This is a genomic window from Clostridium beijerinckii, from assembly GCF_008705175.1.
GTDB classification, from domain to species: Bacteria; Bacillota; Clostridia; order Clostridiales; family Clostridiaceae; genus Clostridium; species Clostridium beijerinckii.
The window spans coordinates 742,303-761,096 of record NZ_CP043998.1 but is presented as its reverse complement, the minus strand read 5'-3'; the positions used below and the strand labels follow the sequence as shown (position 1 = coordinate 761,096).

The following is an 18,794-nucleotide window of genomic DNA, read 5'->3' as shown; positions in this document are numbered from 1 at the left end:
TTTTCTTGTTCTAATTATTGGTTACATATAAAACTATTATGAAGAATTAAAATATGGTATATAATACAAATATACCGATTCCTATTTACTACTTAAAAAGTTACTCACATTTTTTTGATTATAATTTTCTAGAGAATAAAAATTCCTATAGATCACATTTATCTACAGGAATTTTACAAAACTTATTTTTTACTAAAGTGGTTTTATTATTATTTCTTCATCTTTATTATCAATCACAACCTTAGATCCATAGCCTAGTTCACCCTTAATTATCATCCTAGCGAGTCTATTCTCTAAAGTGTTCTGTATATATCTTTTTAACGGCCTTGCTCCATAAACCACATCATAACCTTCTCTTGCCATTATTGTTTTTGCTTTATCTGTAACTTCTATTTCGATATTTTTATCTTTTAGTCTTAAACTTACTTCTCTTAAGAATATATCTATAATTTTCTTAATGCCAGACTCTGTCAAAGGTTTAAACATTATAGTATCATCTACTCTATTTAAAAATTCTGGTTTAAATCTTGATTTTAAAACACTCATTACTTTTGATTTTATTTCTTCATCAACGTGATCTTCATTAGTATTTTCTAATAAATATTCACTTCCGATATTTGAAGTCATAATTATTATAGTATTTTTAAAATCTACAGTTTTACCCTTATTATCAGTTAATCTACCATCATCTAATATTTGAAGGAATATATTAAACACATCTTCATGCGCTTTTTCAATTTCATCAAATAAAATTACGCTATATGGTTTTCTTCTTACAGCTTCTGTTAGCTGACCACCTTCATCATAACCTACATATCCTGGAGGCGCTCCAACTAATCTAGACACTGAATGCTTCTCCATATATTCCGACATATCAATTCTAATAATATTTTCTTCTGAATCAAATAAATTTCTAGCTAGTGTTTTTGCAAGCTCCGTTTTACCAACTCCTGTTGGCCCTAAGAATATAAATGATCCTATTGGTCTATTGATATCTTTAAGCCCAGCTCTTGCCCTGAGTATTGCATTAGTTACAGCTTCTATTGCCTCACCCTGGCCTATAACTCTATTACTCATATCATCTTCTAGTCTTAAAAGTTTTTCCCTTTCTCCTTCAAGTAAGTTAGTTACAGGAATTCCAGTCCATTTAGAAAGTACAGCGGATACTTCCTGCTCAGTTACTTCCTCTTTTAATAGAGCTCCCTCATAATTTTCTCTTAGTTCAATTTCTTTTTGCTTAATTTTTTCTTCTATAGCAGGAATCCTACTATATTGAATCTCAGCAACTTTATTATAATCAAAGTTTCTTTGCGCTACTTCTATTTCTCCTCTAGCATCATCTAGCTCACTTTTTAAGGTTTTAATAGCTGTGATTTGCTCTTTTTCTTTGGTATATTTTGCAGTCATTTCATCATTCTTTTCTTTTAATCCTGCAAGCTCTTTCTCTAAGTCATCTAACCTATTTTTTGAACCCTCATCTTTCTCTTTTGACAAGGCTTCTTTTTCTATTTCTAACTTAAATATTTTTCTTCTTATAACATCAAGTTCTGTTGGGAGGGAATCTATTTCAGATCTTATCATAGCTCCAGCTTCATCAATTAAATCAATTGCCTTATCAGGCATATATCTATCTTGAATATATCTGTCAGAAAGCTTTGCAGCAGCTACTATTGCTGAATCATGAATTCTAATCCCGTGATGAATTTCAAACCTTTCTTTTAATCCTCTTAGTATTGCAATTGTATCCTCTACTGTAGGTTCATCTATAATTACTGGTTGGAATCTTCTTTCTAAGGCTTTATCTTTCTCAATATATTTTCTATATTCATCAAAAGTTGTAGCACCTATACAATGTAACTCTCCTCTTGCTAATAATGGTTTAATCAAATTACCAGCATCCATTGCTCCATCAGTCTTACCAGCTCCAACTATTGTATGAATTTCATCTATGAATAGTAATATTCTACCCTCACTGCTTTGAACTTCTTTTAATACCGCTTTTAATCTTTCTTCAAATTCACCTCTATACTTAGCTCCGGCAATCAAAGATCCCATATCCAAAGCAAATATAATTTTATCCTTAAGGCCTTCTGGAACATCTCCTCTAACTATTCTTTCAGCTAATCCTTCAATAATTGCTGTTTTACCAACACCAGGTTCACCTATTAATACTGGATTATTCTTGGTTCTCCTTGATAAAATCCTTATTGTCCTTCTTATTTCTTCATCTCTTCCTATAACAGGATCTAACTTATGCTTTTTAGCAAGGTCAACTAAATTAGTTCCATACTTTGCTAATGCGTCATATGTCCCTTCTGGATCTTGCGTTTCAACTCTTTGGCTTCCTCTAACTTCAGAAAGAACTTTTAAGAAATTCTCCTTGGTTATATTATATTGCTTTAATATTTTAGAAACTTGATTGTTATCTATTTCTATAATAGCAAGCATTAAATGTTCAACACTAACATATGAATCTTCAAACTGTTTCGAAAATTCTTCAGCTTTAATTAACACTTCCTCTACTTTTCTAGTTATATATACATTGCCAACTCCTTCTCCTAAAACTTTTGGCATTGCATCTAATTCCTTATTTACTGACGCTTTTAAATTCTTTACTGATATACCCATTTTAGTAAGAATATTAGGGACTAACCCGTCCTCCTGCTCTACAAGAGCTGAAAAAAGATGAATTAAATCTATTTGCTGATGATTAAATTTAACAGCTGTAACATTGGCATCATTCAATGCTTGTTGAACTCTCAACGTCATTTTATCAATATTCATACTTATTCCTCCTAAATCTCTATGTTAAATTTCGAAATTATTATTAAAACTAGTTTATCACTATACCTAAATAATTCCTCTTTATCTATATAATAATACATAGGTCAAAGAAAGTCAAAGTTTATTTAGTCTTTTTTTTAATTTTTTTATCATCTAAAGATTTATTTTAAATTTTGTTGTTTTATAGTAAAATAGTAATATAAATATTATTAGCCTGTTATTTTACAGCTTAACGATATTAAACTTTTTTAAAAGAGGTGATGTTATGAAAATAAGTTCTATCATTAAACCAAATTTCCATACAATTAATGTAAACGATACTATAGATAAAGCTTTAGATTTTATGGACAAACTTAATATTAATGGAATGCCAGTAGTAGATGATAAAGAAATTGTAGTAGGAATGGTAGTAAAAGCTGATATATATAGATTCATGATACATCCAGGACATTATGTTAGCTGTCCAGTTGAGTGGGTTATGTCAAAATCAGTTATCTCTGCGCAATCTGATGAAGATCTACTCACTGTAGCTAAGCGTCTAAGAGAAAATGATATTATAACAATGCCTGTTATTGAAGACGAAAAAATTGTAGGAGTTATTAATATAGATGATTTATTAGATTACTTCATTGACTCTTGTTCAAAAAATTAGTAACAATAATATCCATATGAATTTAATAGCTTAAATATATCATTACTGATCTTAAAGGCTTAATTGTGAATATAAAAAAATAGAAGTGGCGATATTTTGTTAATCCATTATAATCGAATTAACAAAATATCGCCCTTCTATATATATTTACGAGAAATTAGATTTTTTTATCAACAGCTAATGCAAGATTAAAGTATTTTAGCGAATCCGCTGTAAGTCCAAGCTTATAATAAAGCTTACCCATATCTACATATCTATTTCTTCTTTCTTCTCTGGTACCAAATTTAAACAACGAATCTAATGATAGATTCATATATTTTTCTGCTTCCAAATGTTTGTCCATTTTCTGAAGAATTATACCTTTAAAATAATATGACTTCTCAATTAACTTTATATTATCAGTCATAATAGCTAAATTTAATGATTCTTCTGTAATCCTATAAGCTATCTCATACTCTGAATTATCAATTAATATTTTTGTACAATAATTCAAAAACTCCACATATTTTTCTACATTATCTTGTGGAAATATCTTTATTCCATCTTCTATTTCAGAGATTGCTTTTTCCTTTTCTTCTACTTCAAAATAATACTTTCCATAATTTCCATGGGATGCTGCCAGAGAAATAGGATTATATTTTTGATATTGAAATGCTTTCTTTTTATATTCATCAACATAATCTTTTTTAAGCTTAATGCATACTGTAGCATATATATGATATATTTTTCCTTTGCTTTCATCTGTTTTAAGGTCATCAACATATCCTATGATTTCTGATAAAATGCTATATGCTTCTTCAGATTTTCTTAAATTCTGATAACACAGAGCCTCATTGTAGCCTATTAAACAGTACTCTGAACTATCAAATCCATCTTCTTTCAATCTAAACATTTCTCTAAGCTTGCTGTAGTAAGAAATAGCCTCAATATATTCACCATTTTGAGATAAATAACGTGCCATATCTTTAAAGTAGATAGCTGTATTTTCTTCCGTATTATTTCTTTGATATAAATCATAATATTGAGAAACTATAAGCTGAATATTTTCAACCTTATTTTCTTCTACATAATACGAGAATAATATGTGTATTAATTCAAAAGCTAAATCATAATATTTATATTTTAGTGCATAGCTTAGGTTATCTTTCAACTTACTTTCAGAATCAGTATCGGAAGATACATTCCTCTTTATTATATTTAGATTATTTGAAATTTGTTCATATACGTCTTCTATTAAATAATCTACATCTATTTCTATCTTCTCAGCTATATAATTCAGTAATTCGGTATCTGCCTTAATCTTTCCATTTTCTATACAGCTCATCTTGGCAATTGAAATCTTATTTCCGCATAATTCTTTCAATGTTATACCTTTAAATACTCTAGCTCTTTTTATCTTTTCGCCAGTAGATAGTATTTCCAAATATCTCACCCACTTACTTATAATTTGTAATTTTCTAACTTTTCTGCTTCATCAAATAACTTTATTCCTTGATTTAAGTAATATGAAGCCTCTTCTTCTTCTTTTTTATCTATGAAATATTTTCCGACTCTCATAGCTAATTCAGCAGCCTTCGACAACTTTCCGCTATTTTTTGCTAGCACATATGTATCAATCAATACACTTTCTGCTTGTTCTGGTTTATCGTCAATATTGAACATAGTATATTTTATTAGTTTACATTCGATTTTTCTGTCTATATCATGCTCTTCAATTCTATTTTCTATATCTTTTAGTATTTTGCTACATTGTTCAGTATTCTTTAACTTCAGATAACTTTTACAAATATCTATTAGTATATCATTTATACATCCTACACGATTTTGTGTACTAATACTTTTTGATATATCATAATGCTTAAGAGATTCATCTAAATTTCCTAGTTCATAAAATAACTTTCCTAAATTATGTTCTATATTAACTATGCTCTTGTTATACTGTATCTTTTTATATACTTCTAATGTTTTCTTTGAATACTTTATTGCATTCGGCAAGTCACCTTTTTTATTAAATTCTTCTGCTAAAGAGAATAGATTTCTCGCATAATCTTCATCATTATAGACTTGTTCAAATCTATTTCTTGCTAGACAAGAATATTCTAAGGCTAAATCCAGTTCTTCTACATCGTAATATGTTCTAGCCATATTGTAGTATATTTCTCCCATTAAAAATTCATCTACAACCTTATTGTCTATATATACCTTTTCAGCCTGTTTTAAGTAACTACTAGAAGAATGATATGCCTTTAATTCTAAAGCAATATTAGCTAAATGTAGGAAAGTTTTTATTATCTGCTCATAATTATTATTTTTTACAAAAATTACATTTGCTGATAAAAAAAACTTCTGAGCCATAGGAAAATCTCTTTTATACATGTAGGATTTTGCTGTTATAAAATATATCATTGCTTTTCTATATTCTAGATTATATTTTTCACAGTAGTATAGAGCATTATCAATATATCTTTGACCTTTTTCGTAATCTCCCTGGAGTATGCATGATTCCCCTACCTGTTCGTAATATAAACTAATCTTTTCAGCTTGGCTTTCTTCTGATTCCATTAAATATTCTACATTTGTGTTCAATGCATCAGCTAAATATTCTAGCAAATCTACTGATGGATTCGAACGGCCAGATTCTACCAAACTTATTTGTCCTGGAGTTATTCTGTCTTTTGCCAAATCCTTCAACGTCATATTCAATTGTTTTCTTCTTCTCTTGATCTTTTCTCCCAATGATAGAATTTCCATCTTTTTAATCCTTCTCTATTCAACAAATTATTTAGTTATTTTAATATAATTTCCTTAATTATAACATAAATTTATAAAAAACTGCATAAAAATATAAATGTGCCCCAAATTTTATATAATTTAATTTTATTATCCATATTTATGTACAAAAGTATAAATACAATAAATAAAAATAAAAAGGCATGAAAGAAATTCATGCCATTCTATTTTTGTTATACCTAATTTTTACATATTATACTTTCTTTTTGTAATTCTATCTCATCCAATCATAAACTTCATGACCTACTGATTCAGCCATATTCCTCATTCTTCTGCCTGCTCTTCTCATTGTTTTTTGACTCCTTCTATCCATACGTGGCATTAGAGACATTTCGACAGCAACTCCAATTAAAAATCCAGTCATCATTCCCTTAGAAAATCTTTCCATAATAAACACCTCTTTAACATCAATTTATTTTCTATAAATATATTGTGTATTAATCAAAAAGTTATCCAAGTTAATTTATTCCATGATTATATACAGTTTTAAAAATATTCTAAAAAGTAACTATGCATATTACAATCAGCTTTCTATATTCCAGTCCTAATTAAGCACTTTTCTTATTTGCATTTTAAATGCAAATCTATTATTCCAACATATATACTGGTTTAATTATTATCAATGTACTCTTTAAGAAGATAAAAAATTAATTTTTCTTTTTCTTTGCTTAATAGCTTAGAAATTATCTTTTTGCCTTCGATATCGTTATTTCTATATAAACCAATAATTTGTTCAAATCTAATTTCATTGTCATCTTTCTTATCTACGTTCAATATATTTTCCATTTGTGAATTTTCATCTTCGCCAATTAAAATTATATTATTTGAATGACTTGGAGCTATGCTTAAGATTTCTTCTTTAACCTTAGTACCAGAAACTCTTATAATATTTTTACTTAACCATTTTTCAACGGTTCTATCAGAAGTTATCCCTAAGCACTCTTTACATTTCTCATCAACAAGCTCGTTAAATAAATCTCCAGTATGACTATCAACTTTTACAAATATAATTTCCATTCCAGAATTTATTAACTCTTGCATCTTTTTATAATATTGCATAGATGATTCTTCTTTTCGTTCCCATGCTCCAGTTGCATGATGAGCTATCCCCTCGTAATCATGAAATAGAACTACTTTTTTTTGTCCATGTTCTAAAGCATATTCAACAGCTCTAACAGCTCCCTTAAGTTCGCCTGCTATTTGTCTTATATTTTTAGAAGAGCTATCTTTTTCAGCTCCGCTTTCTATATATTCTACAACATCATCATTAACACAAACTACCCCATAAGAATATCTTCCGTCAGAAGAATTATAACTTCCATCAACATATGCATGAAGACAGTCTTTTGGATAACTTTCATCACTCTTTTTTAGCATTCTATTTCCTTCGTTTAGATATGATTTTGCCTCTTCTATGTCTTCGAAACTCTTATACTTTGCTCCCTTTACCCCTTTTACATATGCTAAGCATTCATTCCAAGTATTGACTATTACATTTTCAACCTTTTTGTTATTTTTAATATCAAAACCATATTGTATTGCATAAACTTTTTTCGCCATATATTATTCCTTTCTCCGACCGTCTAACTTATTATTATACTTTTCATGGAATATTTATAAACTTATAATCTATATGTTATTAAATTTATAAATAATATTTTCTATAGTGATGATAATTCTTCTACAGCACTATATAATTTTTCAATATTTGCAGCATTTGTAAAGTTAGTTAGATATTCTATTCCTTTTTTTAATACTAAAAGTATATCATTTTTACCTTCCCAATTCTCTACTATTATCGATAATGGTATATCTTTAATAATCTTATTTAAAACAAAAAATATAACTCCAATATCATCAATCACGCCTATAAATGGTATACTATTAGGTATTATGTTAACTGGTACAGTTACATATGCTATTCCTGCCGACATTATAAGCTTAGTCTTTATAGATACTCTTTTATCCTTAAGTAATCTATATATTAAAGAAGCTATGTCTGGTAATACAAATATATACTCTTTATAATTTCTCACATTTTCAGATAATTTATTTGTAATTTTATTTCTTCCGACAGAATAGCAATCTTTAGTTTTATTTATAGTATCCAATGATGCTACATCAATCTCTTCTTCTTCACTTGTTTCTTCAACATCACTTTCCTTTATTAATTCTCCTAGTATTGAAACCTCAACATTAGAAATTTCAGCCCATACCTCTGATTTTTTCATGAAGACCTCACTAATATTTAGATTTATGTATGGTACATCTTGAAGTATTGTATTTATATCAATTATTACTTTATCTCTATCACTATCTATTCCATACTTTTTAAAAGCTTTTGCTAATTGCTTTAACACAAAACTTCTTAATATTCTGAAGAAACCAACATTTAATACTTTAACTTTAACTATCTTTACAGTAATTTTGTTATGAACACACCCAACTAATTGAACCTTTATATTGAAGTCTATATCTATTCCCTTTTTCAAAGTTCCTTCTAATATTATTCCATCATTAATAGTTACTGTTCTTAAATCCAACCCATCAACCTTAACAAATTCATTGATTATACTTAATATATCATTACCAGTTAATTTAACTTTTACTTCTGATATGTTCATTTTTTATTCCCCTTTAGAGTAAATTCTTACTTTATATATAAATTAAATCTAATTACTTTCCTAAATATACTTAAAAGTATACATTATTCCAGAAAATTATTAAAGATATGTTATATATAGAATCTACAATTTTTCTTAATACCAGAAGCCCCCATTTAACTTTCTTATAAAAAAAGAAGGCATGCCTTAATATCATTTTGTTGCCTAAATGATATTTGGCATAGCCTCTCTTCTTGTAATGCAGCATATTTATGCTGCAAATACTACTTATTATTCAATTTCTTTTTTGAATCTATATGTTCAAAATGAACTATTAAAATACTGGAATTACTGAACCATTATATTCTTTTTCTATAAATTCTTTTACTTCTGGTGATGTCATAGCTTTTACTAAAGCTTTGATTTTTTCTTGATTTTCATTACCTTGTTTTACAACAACTATGTTTGCATAAGGTTTAGCAGCTTCTGAAGCCTTATCTTCAATAATAATTGCATCTTTTGCTGGATTAAATTTAGCTTCTATAGCATAGTTTCCATTGATTACTGCAGCATCAACGTCATCTATTGCTCTTGGAACTGCTGCTGCTTCTAATTCATTAAACTTTAAGTTTTTAGGGTTTTCAGTAATATCCTTTGATGTAACTAGTTCTCCATCTTTAATTTTTATTAAGCCTTTTCCTGCTAATAATTTTAATGCTCTAGCTTCATTTGATGGATCATTAGGAACGGCAATTGTAGCTCCATCTTTAAGTTCATCTAAACTTTTTACCTTCTTAGAATATAATCCCATTGGTTCTAAATGTATTGCACCAACTGAAACTAGGTGATATCCCTTAGATGAATTTTGTTCATTTAAGTATGGAGTATGTTGGAAGAAGTTTGCATCTAATGAACCTTCTTCTACAGCAGTGTTAGGTTGATTGTAATCATTAAATTCTGTTATTTCTACTGTATATCCTTCTTTTTCAAGTAATGGTTTAGCTATATTTACTATCTCTTCATGTGGCTTTGGTGTTACCCCAATCTTTATTACCTTGTCATTTTTAGAATCTTTACTTCCTGAAGTAGCTGTGCCCCCGCAACCTACTAATCCTAGTGTCACTACTCCTGCTAAAACTACTGATAAAATTGATTTCTTTTTCATATTTATTCCCCCTATTTTGATAATTTATTGTAAAAATAATTGCCTATAAGCTGTAGTCCTTGTACTACTATGATTAACACAATACATGTTACTACCATATAATCAGTTTGGAATCTTTGATATCCATAGCTTATAGCTACTTGACCAAGTCCTCCACCCCCAATAGTTCCTGCCATTGCAGAATATCCAACAATGCTTATTATTGTAAGAGTAATTCCTGATGCTATTGAAGGAATTGCTTCTTTAAGCATTACCTTAAAGATGATTTGAGTGTTTGATGCTCCAAAAGATCTTGCCGCCTCTATTATTCCTTTATCGACTTCTCTAAGTGATGATTCTATAATTCTTGCTACAAATGGTGCTGCTGCAATTGTAAGTGGAACAATAGCTGCTTCTGTACCTATAGATTTACCAGCAATAAATCTAGTTAATGGTATTATTGCTACCATTAATATGATAACTGGAAAACTTCTTAATATATTAATTATTAAATCTAAAACTGTATAAACTATTTTATTTGGTTTTAATCCGTCTTTTGCAGTAACTGTTAATATTATTGCAGGTATGAATCCTAAAATAAGTGAACCTATAGTCGATGCAAAAACCATCTCTAGGGTTTCTATTAAAGCTTTTACTATTACCTGATTCATTATTCGATCACCTCCAATAAGATATCCTTATTTTCAAGGTACTTTATAACCTTGTCCTTATCCTCTTCGTTGATGTTTATTACAAGCCCACCTAATACTTCGCTCCTAAATTTTTCAAGTTTTCCCCAAACTATAGAAAAATCTATCTCTAATTCCCTTGCCATCTTTGTAATTAGTGCATTTTCAGAAGAATCACTTGGGAAGAATATCTTGATATTAACACCTTCTTCTGGTAATATTCCTTCATCTTCTTCTCCTAAGAATTTCTTTAATGATTTTCCTGGTTGTAAGAATAAATCTTCTGATCTTCCTTCTGCTTTTATTTTTCCACCATCTAGCAATGCAACTTTTTCACAAACTTCTTTTATTACTTCCATTTGATGAGTTACCATTACTATTGTAATCCCTAATTCTTTGTTTATTTTAGAAAGTAATGCTAAAATGTCTTTTGTAATTTTAGGATCTAATGCAGAAGTTGCTTCATCACAAAGTAGTATTTTAGGGTCTAACGCTAATGCCCTTGCTATTGCTACTCTTTGTTTTTGTCCACCACTAAGCTCTGACGGTTTGCTTAGCTTTTTGTCTGTTAATCCAACTAAATCTAATAATCTTAATACTTTGTCCTTAATTTCACTTTTGTTGTACCCCCACACTTCAAGAGGAAGAGCAACATTATCAAAAACATTTTTTCTTTGCATAAGATTGAAATTTTGAAAAATCATCCCCAAATCTTTTCTAAATTCCCTAAGACTTTTTCCTTCTAATGATGAAACCTCTTTCCCCATTACATTTATTGAACCTCCATCATAAGATTCAAGTCCATTAATGCATCTTAATAGTGTTGACTTTCCTGCTCCGCTGTGTCCTATTATTCCATAAATTTCGCCCTCTTTAATGCTTATTGATACATCTTTTATAACTTGTGTTTCCCCAAAATTCTTTACCACATTTTTGATTTCTATCAAACACATTTCCTCCTTTGACTTTGTTTTGTTAGTTTCCGGATAACTAAGGTGATGTAATAATTAACTTAATTATTAACGTTCACCTCAAAACAAAAGCGCTAGAGAATAAATCTCTAGCGCATAAAACACCATACAAATTTATCCTCTCATCTATCAGCTAAAAGCTGCTGGAATTAGCACCATATAAATATCATTTAGTAAAAAATAATATTTCGGTTGCCGGGTTTCAAAGGGCCAGTCCCTCCACCGCTCTCGATAAGATATTCAGATTATTTAATTTAGCTTTGACCTAATTATATACAACTTTTTTTAATTTGTCAAAATCTATAGAATAACCTTTTGCTCTTTCAAATCCAAGTATTGTAATCGGATTGGTTTTATTATATATACTTTCTGCATATATTGCAAGATTTTTTTACGAAATTAATTAATAAATTTAAGTTTATAGTATAAATATTAAATTATTTTATATTTATATTGTTAAATCCACTGTATATGCTATATATTTCTATCAAATATTCAAAATCAATATCTAAGCTAATAAAAATATTAACATAAAAAATAATAGATATTCTACAATAAAATTTGAAACCATACACATGTAGATAAATCTATCTATGTGCATGGCTTCATTTTTACTAGAATTACTTATATATTTTATGCCTCAAAATAATTGCTTCATAATCTTAGGCTGCTTTTTTCTGCTTATCTAAATTCAGTATCTCCCAATTATTTGAGCAATCTGGAGATATCTCTCCATGTTTTTTAATGTAGCTAGTCATTAAACTTCTCACTTGGCCATCATCACCAAGTGCTTTTCCTGAATCATAGACAATAATACTTGGATCAGTATTGCTTAATCCAGCGGCCTTCATAAAACCGCCACCGCCATTAAATCTATAGTTGTTTATAGCAACTGTAAATTCATCTGAATCTTTTACTTCAACACCATTAACCTTTAAATTCTTTATTCTATTTCCTGATATTACTCTTCCTGTTTCCTTGTCGATAGTACATGCAGGTTGTGTTAAATCAATATCATATGTTGCACCATATAATTGATCCAAGTTATAATCTGGAATATTTAATATTGGATCTTTTATTACTGCTGCATTATCCCCTGTTGTTTGAGCATAATATCTAACTGAATATTCCATCCAGTCTTTCAATTGCTTTCCTGTCATTTTTACTCCATACAAAAAGTTTTCAAATACATATACTGCCATCATATCTTTTATTGTAACATCACCTTGAGGTATATATGCCCCAGAACTTAATGGTGCTGCAATTGATAATTGAGTCCCAGCACTTTCTTTTTGTACTTTATTAATCAGCTCCATAATTGCAGTAGGCTCTGTTAACTGTCCACTTCCTGTAAATTCTCCAGTTGAAGTTCCTATTTTTGTATCTACATATTTTAATGTTGTATCTTCATAAGGTTTAATTAAATCGACAATCTCCTGATCATCTACTATGCTATTATCAATAACAATGTTTTTTGTTGAAATTCCTATAAGCTTTGCATTTCCATCAAAGTTCATATCAACTTGTGCCAAACCTGTAGCTCCCTTAGTTGACTCAACTATTGGAACAACTTTACCTTCTGGATTCTTCTTAGTTAGATCATTTACTTTCAAATGTGTATGACCTGCTATAATTGCATCTATACCATCAACTTGTGTTGCTATTGCGTTAATTTCATTTTCTGGTATAACATCTGCATCAGTCTCTTGACCACTATGTGCTGAAATTATAACAACATCTGCGCCCTTGGCTTTTACTTCTTTAACCCACTTTTTAGATTCATCTACAAGGTCATTAAATACCAATCCATCGTAATGTTTTTTATCTTCCCAACTTGGTATGCATTTATTTTCTAAACCTATAACCGCTACTTTTACTTCTTTACCATTAACATAAAAACTTTTCATTATATATGGATCTACAAAATTTGTTGAATCGTTCTTATATATATTGGCTCCAAGTACTTCTATTCCTTCTGACTTATAGTCTTTAATCACTCTATTTAATACATCTAATCCATAATTGAATTCATGATTTCCTAGTGTCCACGAATCATACTTCATAGCTCCCATAACCTTTGCCATAGGGTGCTCTAAAGTAGTGTCTAAAATATCATAGTAATATGATAGTGGTGTTCCTTGAATTGTGTCTCCATTATCAATTAGCATCACATTATTATTATTTTCTCTTACACTTTTAACATATGATGAAACTTTAGCTAATCCCTGTGCTTTAGATGGTGCTTTTCCTGTTCCATAATCATAATTTAAAACTGTACCATGAACATCCGTTGTTGCTAATAAAGTTATTGAACTAGACATATTAACCATTCTTGGTATATCAGTATTAGGTATTGTATTTTTATCATTTTTATCTTTATTTTCTTTACACCAATCTATAAATGCATCTCTTACTAAAACATGAGTATCATTTTTAACATCTAATCCACCGTACTTTGTAAATGCAGTAAACGAATCTCCTCCTTGAGCCACAAAATCTGGAACTGCAACAGATAAACTTTCGTTATCACTAATAGGAGTTCCATCTTCTTTTGTGATAGATTTAACTCTTTGACCTGATGGAAGATTTGAATCATAGCCAAATTTAATTCCCGATACCTGTAACCCCTTACTGTTATCCGCAACAGCCTGCTCTAGAACTTCTTTTAATTGAGATTTTGTCATGCTTAATTTATAAATTGTGTTATCAAAAGGCATAAACTGCCACATAGTTCCGACTGTAATGTTTCCTTGTGGAATATCTATTCTAAGACCTCCATTATTTTGAAATCCAACATCAGCTTTAATAGAATTTCTTGTAACGTCAGATGCCCAATTTCCTAAAACTGATGATCCATATGGAGAAGCATCTAATTTTCTTGTTAAATCCTTTTCTGTATTATACCCAATAACTTCACTCGTCATTGGCTCTATCTGTTTATTGGCATTATCTACAATTTTATCAACATCACTGTCTGTTTGTGGTGTTCCAGTTTTATATCCTTTGTCATTATCTAGCGCCACATAACTTGTTTCAAGATTTGGCTGATCAAATACGATTTTATTATCACTAGTCAACTTGAATTTAGCATCTATATATCCTTTACCGTTTGATCCCCCAATATATACTGGGATATTGGTATTCTTAGCAATTGCAGCAGTTTTAGTATGGCTATGTCCACCAAATACAGCATCTACATTCTGAAGGTTATTAGCTAAATCAAATACTGGCCCTGTTGCATTATCACCCTTATCACCTTCATGCACCAATACAATTACTACATCCGCCAATTTATCTTTCTTTATTTGTAGTGCAATAGGATTTATTTCACTTGCAAGGTCTGTAAATTTATAGTCACTCACAAATTTAGGTGATACACTCGTCTCTGTTTCTCTTGTTATTCCTCCTATAACGGCGATTTTTATGCCATCTTTAGTTATAATTTTATATGGATCAAATACAAGCTTGCCAGTCTTCTTATCGTAAAGATTGCTGCAAACTATTGAATACGCTGCACCCTTCATTGTTGTATTTGTAGTTGTATCCAATCCCCAATCAAACTCATGATTTCCAAGAGTTGTTATCTCCATTCCAATCTTAGACATAGTCTCCTGAACAGGAACCCCTTTCATGATATTAGATGTTGCAGATCCTTGATACAAATCACCTCCACCTAAAATCAATGTCCTATCTTTATTAGACTCTTTCACTTTTTCTATTCTATCTGCTAAAACCCCTGCAACTTGATTTCCTGATGAATCATTAAGTGTTCCATGAAAATCAGTGATTTCGATAACGTCAAACATTTTTTCATTCTCAGTTGCATAAACTCTTATAGAAAACGAGCTAAATAAAGTAATTATGAAGAATAAGCTAGTAAAAATTGATATAACTTTTCTGAACTTTAGAAGTTTTTTCACAATTATTTCCCCCTTAATACTAATCTCATTTACATATTATTACTTACAAAAAATTATATGACACATATTTTTTCAATAGTATATTTATTGTAAATGTCACCCATTTATTATTCAGATTATTTCTATAATAATTTTATCTAGAAACCCCATATTATCTTGTATTCTAACCAAATAAAAAACTACCAAAAATATTTTTATACTTTCGGTAGCATGCTTAATTAATATTTATTCTTTTCCTTAATTGCTCTATCCATGTCCCTCTTATGAGCTTTTTCTAACATCGAGTCTCTCTTATCATAATTTTTCTTACCTTTACAAACTCCAAGCGCAACTTTAACTTTTCCGTCCTTCAAATACAATGATAGAGGTATTAAGGTATATCCATCTCTAGACACTAAACCATCAAGTCTTCTTATTTCATCTCTATGAAGAAGTAATTTTCTCTCTCTTAATGGATCTACATTAAATATATTTCCTTGTTCATAAGGAGATATGTGCATATTCTTTACAAATATTTCACCATTATATATATCTGCATAACAGTCTTTAAGATTCACTCTTCCATTTCTTATTGATTTAACCTCTGTCCCAACTAAAACCAATCCTGCTTCCATTGCCTCTTCTACAAAATAGTCATGCCTTGCTTTTCTATTTTCTGCTAATGAATTCTCATTTCTTTTTCTTGCCATCATAATCACCCGCTATGGTTATATTTCTACTAAAATTATATTATACCCATTTCTGTAAATCAACTTATTTTGAACATTGCTGATATGAACGCTCAAAATAAGTTTATATGCACAAATTTTTGCTCTTTCAGAACATTAAAATCATATCTTATACTTCAACTAACTTTTTTTCTACTTCGCTAATTTTTCCTTCTGATTCAAAATCTTTATCTGTTTCTTCTCTCTTTGGCTCTTGTGTAATCTTAAAAAATATCTCTCTATTTGTTATATCTACATTAACGCATTCTACTTTTACTTTATCTCCAAGTTTATATAACTTTTTAGTTCTTTCACCAATCAAGCTTAAATTTGCTTCATTGAATATATAATAATCATCATCTAGATCTGTTATATGAACTAAACCTTCAATGGTGTTTGGTAACTCAACGAATATTCCAAAAGATGTAACTGAAGATATAATTCCTTCGAATTCTTGACCAATTCTCTCTTGCATATACTCAGCTTTTTTAAGATCATCAACTTCTCTTTCTGCATCTTGAGCCTTTCTTTCCATTTCAGAAGATTGTTTAGCTGCATAACCTACTATATTTTTTAATTTATTTATTCTAGTTCCATCTACTTCTCCATGCAAATATTCTTTTATGATTCTATGAATTTGTAAATCAGGATATCTTCTTATTGGTGAAGTGAAGTGGCAGTAGTACTCAGCTGCAAGCCCAAAATGTCCGCTACATTCTGGTGCATATCTTGCCTGCATCATAGATCTTAATAAAAGTGTACTTACAACTGTTTCTTCGTTTTTTCCCTTAACCTTTTCTAGAATCTCTTGAAAACTTTTTGGTCTTATTTCTTCTGTCCATTGAATAGCATATCCCAAATTATAAACAAATTCTTTAAATTTAGCTAATTTTTCTTCATCTGGACTCTCATGTATTCTGTATACAAAAGGTAGATGAGTACCAAACATATGCTCTGCAACTGTCTCATTTGCTGCCAACATAAATTCTTCTATCATCCTATTTGATATTTCACGATCATACGGTTTAATCTCAATTGGTTTTCCTAACTCGTTAAGTGTTATCTTAGCTTCTGCTATTTCAAAATCAATGGCACCTCTTTTGGTTCTCTTATTTCTTAATATACCGCATAGCTCTTCCATCATTTTAAAGTCATCAACAAGATAGTCATATCTTTTTATAAGTTCCTCATCATTATCTCTTAATATCTTTGTGACATCTTTATATGTCATTCTCTCATCAGTTTTTATTACAGATTCTACAATTTCATGGTCTACAACTTTTCCTTTATGATCTATCTCCATGAAGCAAGTTAATGTTAATCTATCTACTCTAGGGTTTAATGAACATATTCCATTAGATAATTTTCTAGGTAACATCGGAACAACTCTATCTATTAAATAAACTGATGTTGCTCTTTTTAATGCTTCCTTATCTAATGGACTATTTTCTTTTACATAGTGTGTTACATCGGCAATATGAACTCCTAGTTTAAAGTTGCCATTACTTAATTTTTCGATAGATACAGCATCATCTAAATCCTTAGCATCTTCACCATCTATTGTTACCATTCTCAAATCTCTTAAATCTCTTCTGCCTTTATATTCTTCTTCATCAATTTCATCAGAAATACCTTCAGCATACTTTTGAACTTTTTCACTAAATTCTTCTGGAAGTCCAAGTTTTTTAATTATCATTAGAATGTCTATTCCTCTGTCACCTTTTCTTCCTAAAACCTCTGTTACAACTCCTTCAGCTTTTCTATTTTCCTCAGGCCATTTTGTTATCTTAACTGTAACAACATCTCCATCATTGGCACCATTCCTATCCTTCTTTGAGATGAATACATCTTTAGATATCCTTGGATCCTCAGAAACTACAAAACCAAAATTTTTAGAATCTTCATATACACCTACTATTCTAGTAGTGTTTCTTTCAATAATTTCTACTACTTCTCCTTCTCTTTTCTTGGTCTTTGTATCTTCTCTTGTTACTCTAACAGATATTTTATCACCATTCATAGCTCCATTTATACAATTGCTTGGTATAAATACGTCTTTTTGTCCCTCTTCTTCTGGAATTAAAAATCCAAAACCTTTTGAATGTGATTGAAGCGATCCTATAATAAGACCTTCTTCTTCATGATTCGCATTAGCTATCATATACTTGTCTTTTTTAGTTCTTATAATAAGTCCTTCATTTTCCATAGTTCTTAAAGTCTTTTTAAACGCATTATATTCATTTTTCTTTATATCAAATACAGCAATTAACTCTTCAATGTCCATTGGCCTATATGCAGGTTCTTTCATAAAACTTGCTAATGTTTGTTTTATTCCCATAATTTCTTCCTCCATTATACTATTACTATATTTTATTCCTATATACCTATATACTACCACAATAACCTTGTACAATATAGATTTTATCTTATTTTAATATTAGTATTGACATATATATTCTAATTTATTTATATACTATAGTTTAGTTAATTAAAAAATGGCAACATTTGAATTGTTTATATTATGTTGCAATAAT

13 protein-coding genes and 1 riboswitch are annotated in these 18,794 nt (G+C 29.6%); of the genes, 1 reads left to right on the top strand and 12 read right to left on the bottom strand.

The features are described from left to right. Positions 1-192: 192 nt before the first annotated feature. Positions 193-2,784 (bottom strand): ATP-dependent chaperone ClpB, encoded by a 2,592-nt coding sequence (gene clpB, locus F3K33_RS03655; RefSeq protein WP_039773302.1) that lies wholly within the window; start codon positions 2,782-2,784, stop codon positions 193-195. 265 nt (positions 2,785-3,049) lie between these two features. On the opposite strand from clpB, the gene F3K33_RS03650 reads away from it, so the two are divergent. Continuing rightward, on the top strand, positions 3,050-3,436 hold the full coding sequence (locus tag F3K33_RS03650) for a CBS domain-containing protein (RefSeq protein WP_023973637.1): 387 nt from the start codon (positions 3,050-3,052) through the stop codon (positions 3,434-3,436). Between the two features lie 157 nt (positions 3,437-3,593). Here F3K33_RS03650 and F3K33_RS03645 read toward each other — a convergent pair whose 3' ends face one another. The 11 genes from F3K33_RS03645 to rnr all read right to left on the bottom strand — a co-directional run bounded on the left by F3K33_RS03645 (position 3,594) and on the right by rnr (position 18,598). Next, complete coding sequence (locus tag F3K33_RS03645) at positions 3,594-4,859, bottom strand: transcriptional regulator (protein WP_023973638.1); 1,266 nt, start codon at positions 4,857-4,859, stop codon at positions 3,594-3,596. Between the two features lie 17 nt (positions 4,860-4,876). Next, entirely contained in the window at positions 4,877-6,187 is a 1,311-nt protein-coding gene (locus F3K33_RS03640; protein WP_011967990.1) for a tetratricopeptide repeat protein, read from the bottom strand. A 253-nt stretch (positions 6,188-6,440) separates the two neighbouring features. After that, positions 6,441-6,614, bottom strand: coding sequence for a hypothetical protein (locus F3K33_RS03635; RefSeq protein WP_011967989.1), 174 nt, complete (start codon positions 6,612-6,614; stop codon positions 6,441-6,443). A 221-nt stretch (positions 6,615-6,835) separates the two neighbouring features. Continuing rightward, positions 6,836-7,786 carry a ribonuclease H1 domain-containing protein gene (locus tag F3K33_RS03630; protein WP_039773299.1) on the bottom strand — a complete coding sequence of 317 codons (951 nt, stop codon included), beginning with the start codon at positions 7,784-7,786 and terminating at the stop codon, positions 6,836-6,838. 101 nt (positions 7,787-7,887) lie between these two features. Next, positions 7,888-8,850, bottom strand: a complete 963-nt coding sequence (locus F3K33_RS03625; protein ID WP_039773296.1) for a YkvA family protein — start codon at positions 8,848-8,850, stop codon at positions 7,888-7,890. Positions 8,851-9,163: 313 nt separating this feature from the next. Then, positions 9,164-9,994, bottom strand: coding sequence for a MetQ/NlpA family ABC transporter substrate-binding protein (locus tag F3K33_RS03620; RefSeq protein WP_011967986.1), 831 nt, complete (start codon positions 9,992-9,994; stop codon positions 9,164-9,166). Positions 9,995-10,005: 11 nt separating this feature from the next. After that, entirely contained in the window at positions 10,006-10,644 is a 639-nt protein-coding gene (locus tag F3K33_RS03615; protein WP_017212473.1) for a methionine ABC transporter permease, read from the bottom strand. Continuing rightward, the gene (locus F3K33_RS03610) at positions 10,644-11,609 is read right to left on the bottom strand and encodes a methionine ABC transporter ATP-binding protein (protein WP_011967984.1); all 966 of its coding nucleotides are present in this window, start codon (positions 11,607-11,609) and stop codon (positions 10,644-10,646) included. The genes F3K33_RS03615 and F3K33_RS03610 overlap by 1 nt, the downstream gene beginning before the upstream one ends. Positions 11,610-11,752: 143 nt before the next feature. Further along, positions 11,753-11,871, bottom strand: a riboswitch (SAM riboswitch). A gap of 424 nt (positions 11,872-12,295) precedes the next feature. Then, entirely contained in the window at positions 12,296-15,553 is a 3,258-nt protein-coding gene (locus F3K33_RS03605) for a bifunctional metallophosphatase/5'-nucleotidase (protein ID WP_039773294.1), read from the bottom strand. 218 nt (positions 15,554-15,771) lie between these two features. Further along, the gene (smpB, locus tag F3K33_RS03600; RefSeq protein ID WP_011967982.1) at positions 15,772-16,242 is read right to left on the bottom strand and encodes an SsrA-binding protein SmpB; all 471 of its coding nucleotides are present in this window, start codon (positions 16,240-16,242) and stop codon (positions 15,772-15,774) included. Between the two features lie 148 nt (positions 16,243-16,390). After that, positions 16,391-18,598, bottom strand: a complete 2,208-nt coding sequence (rnr, locus tag F3K33_RS03595; protein ID WP_023973642.1) for a ribonuclease R — start codon at positions 18,596-18,598, stop codon at positions 16,391-16,393. Positions 18,599-18,794 lie beyond the last annotated feature (196 nt).

Excerpts from the sequence above, each read along its gene's own strand:
- clpB (WP_039773302.1), bottom strand. The coding sequence starts at position 2,784 with ATGAATATTGATAAAATGACGTTGAGAGTTCAACAAGCATTGAATGAT.
- F3K33_RS03650 (WP_023973637.1), top strand. The coding sequence starts at position 3,050 with ATGAAAATAAGTTCTATCATTAAACCAAATTTCCATACAATTAATGTA.
- F3K33_RS03640 (WP_011967990.1), bottom strand. The coding sequence starts at position 6,187 with ATGGAAATTCTATCATTGGGAGAAAAGATCAAGAGAAGAAGAAAACAA.
- F3K33_RS03635 (WP_011967989.1), bottom strand. The coding sequence starts at position 6,614 with ATGGAAAGATTTTCTAAGGGAATGATGACTGGATTTTTAATTGGAGTT.
- F3K33_RS03630 (WP_039773299.1), bottom strand. The coding sequence starts at position 7,786 with ATGGCGAAAAAAGTTTATGCAATACAATATGGTTTTGATATTAAAAAT.
- F3K33_RS03625 (WP_039773296.1), bottom strand. The coding sequence starts at position 8,850 with ATGAACATATCAGAAGTAAAAGTTAAATTAACTGGTAATGATATATTA.
- F3K33_RS03620 (WP_011967986.1), bottom strand. The coding sequence starts at position 9,994 with ATGAAAAAGAAATCAATTTTATCAGTAGTTTTAGCAGGAGTAGTGACA.
- F3K33_RS03615 (WP_017212473.1), bottom strand. The coding sequence starts at position 10,644 with ATGAATCAGGTAATAGTAAAAGCTTTAATAGAAACCCTAGAGATGGTT.
- smpB (WP_011967982.1), bottom strand. The coding sequence starts at position 16,242 with ATGGCAAGAAAAAGAAATGAGAATTCATTAGCAGAAAATAGAAAAGCA.
- rnr (WP_023973642.1), bottom strand. The coding sequence starts at position 18,598 with ATGGGAATAAAACAAACATTAGCAAGTTTTATGAAAGAACCTGCATAT.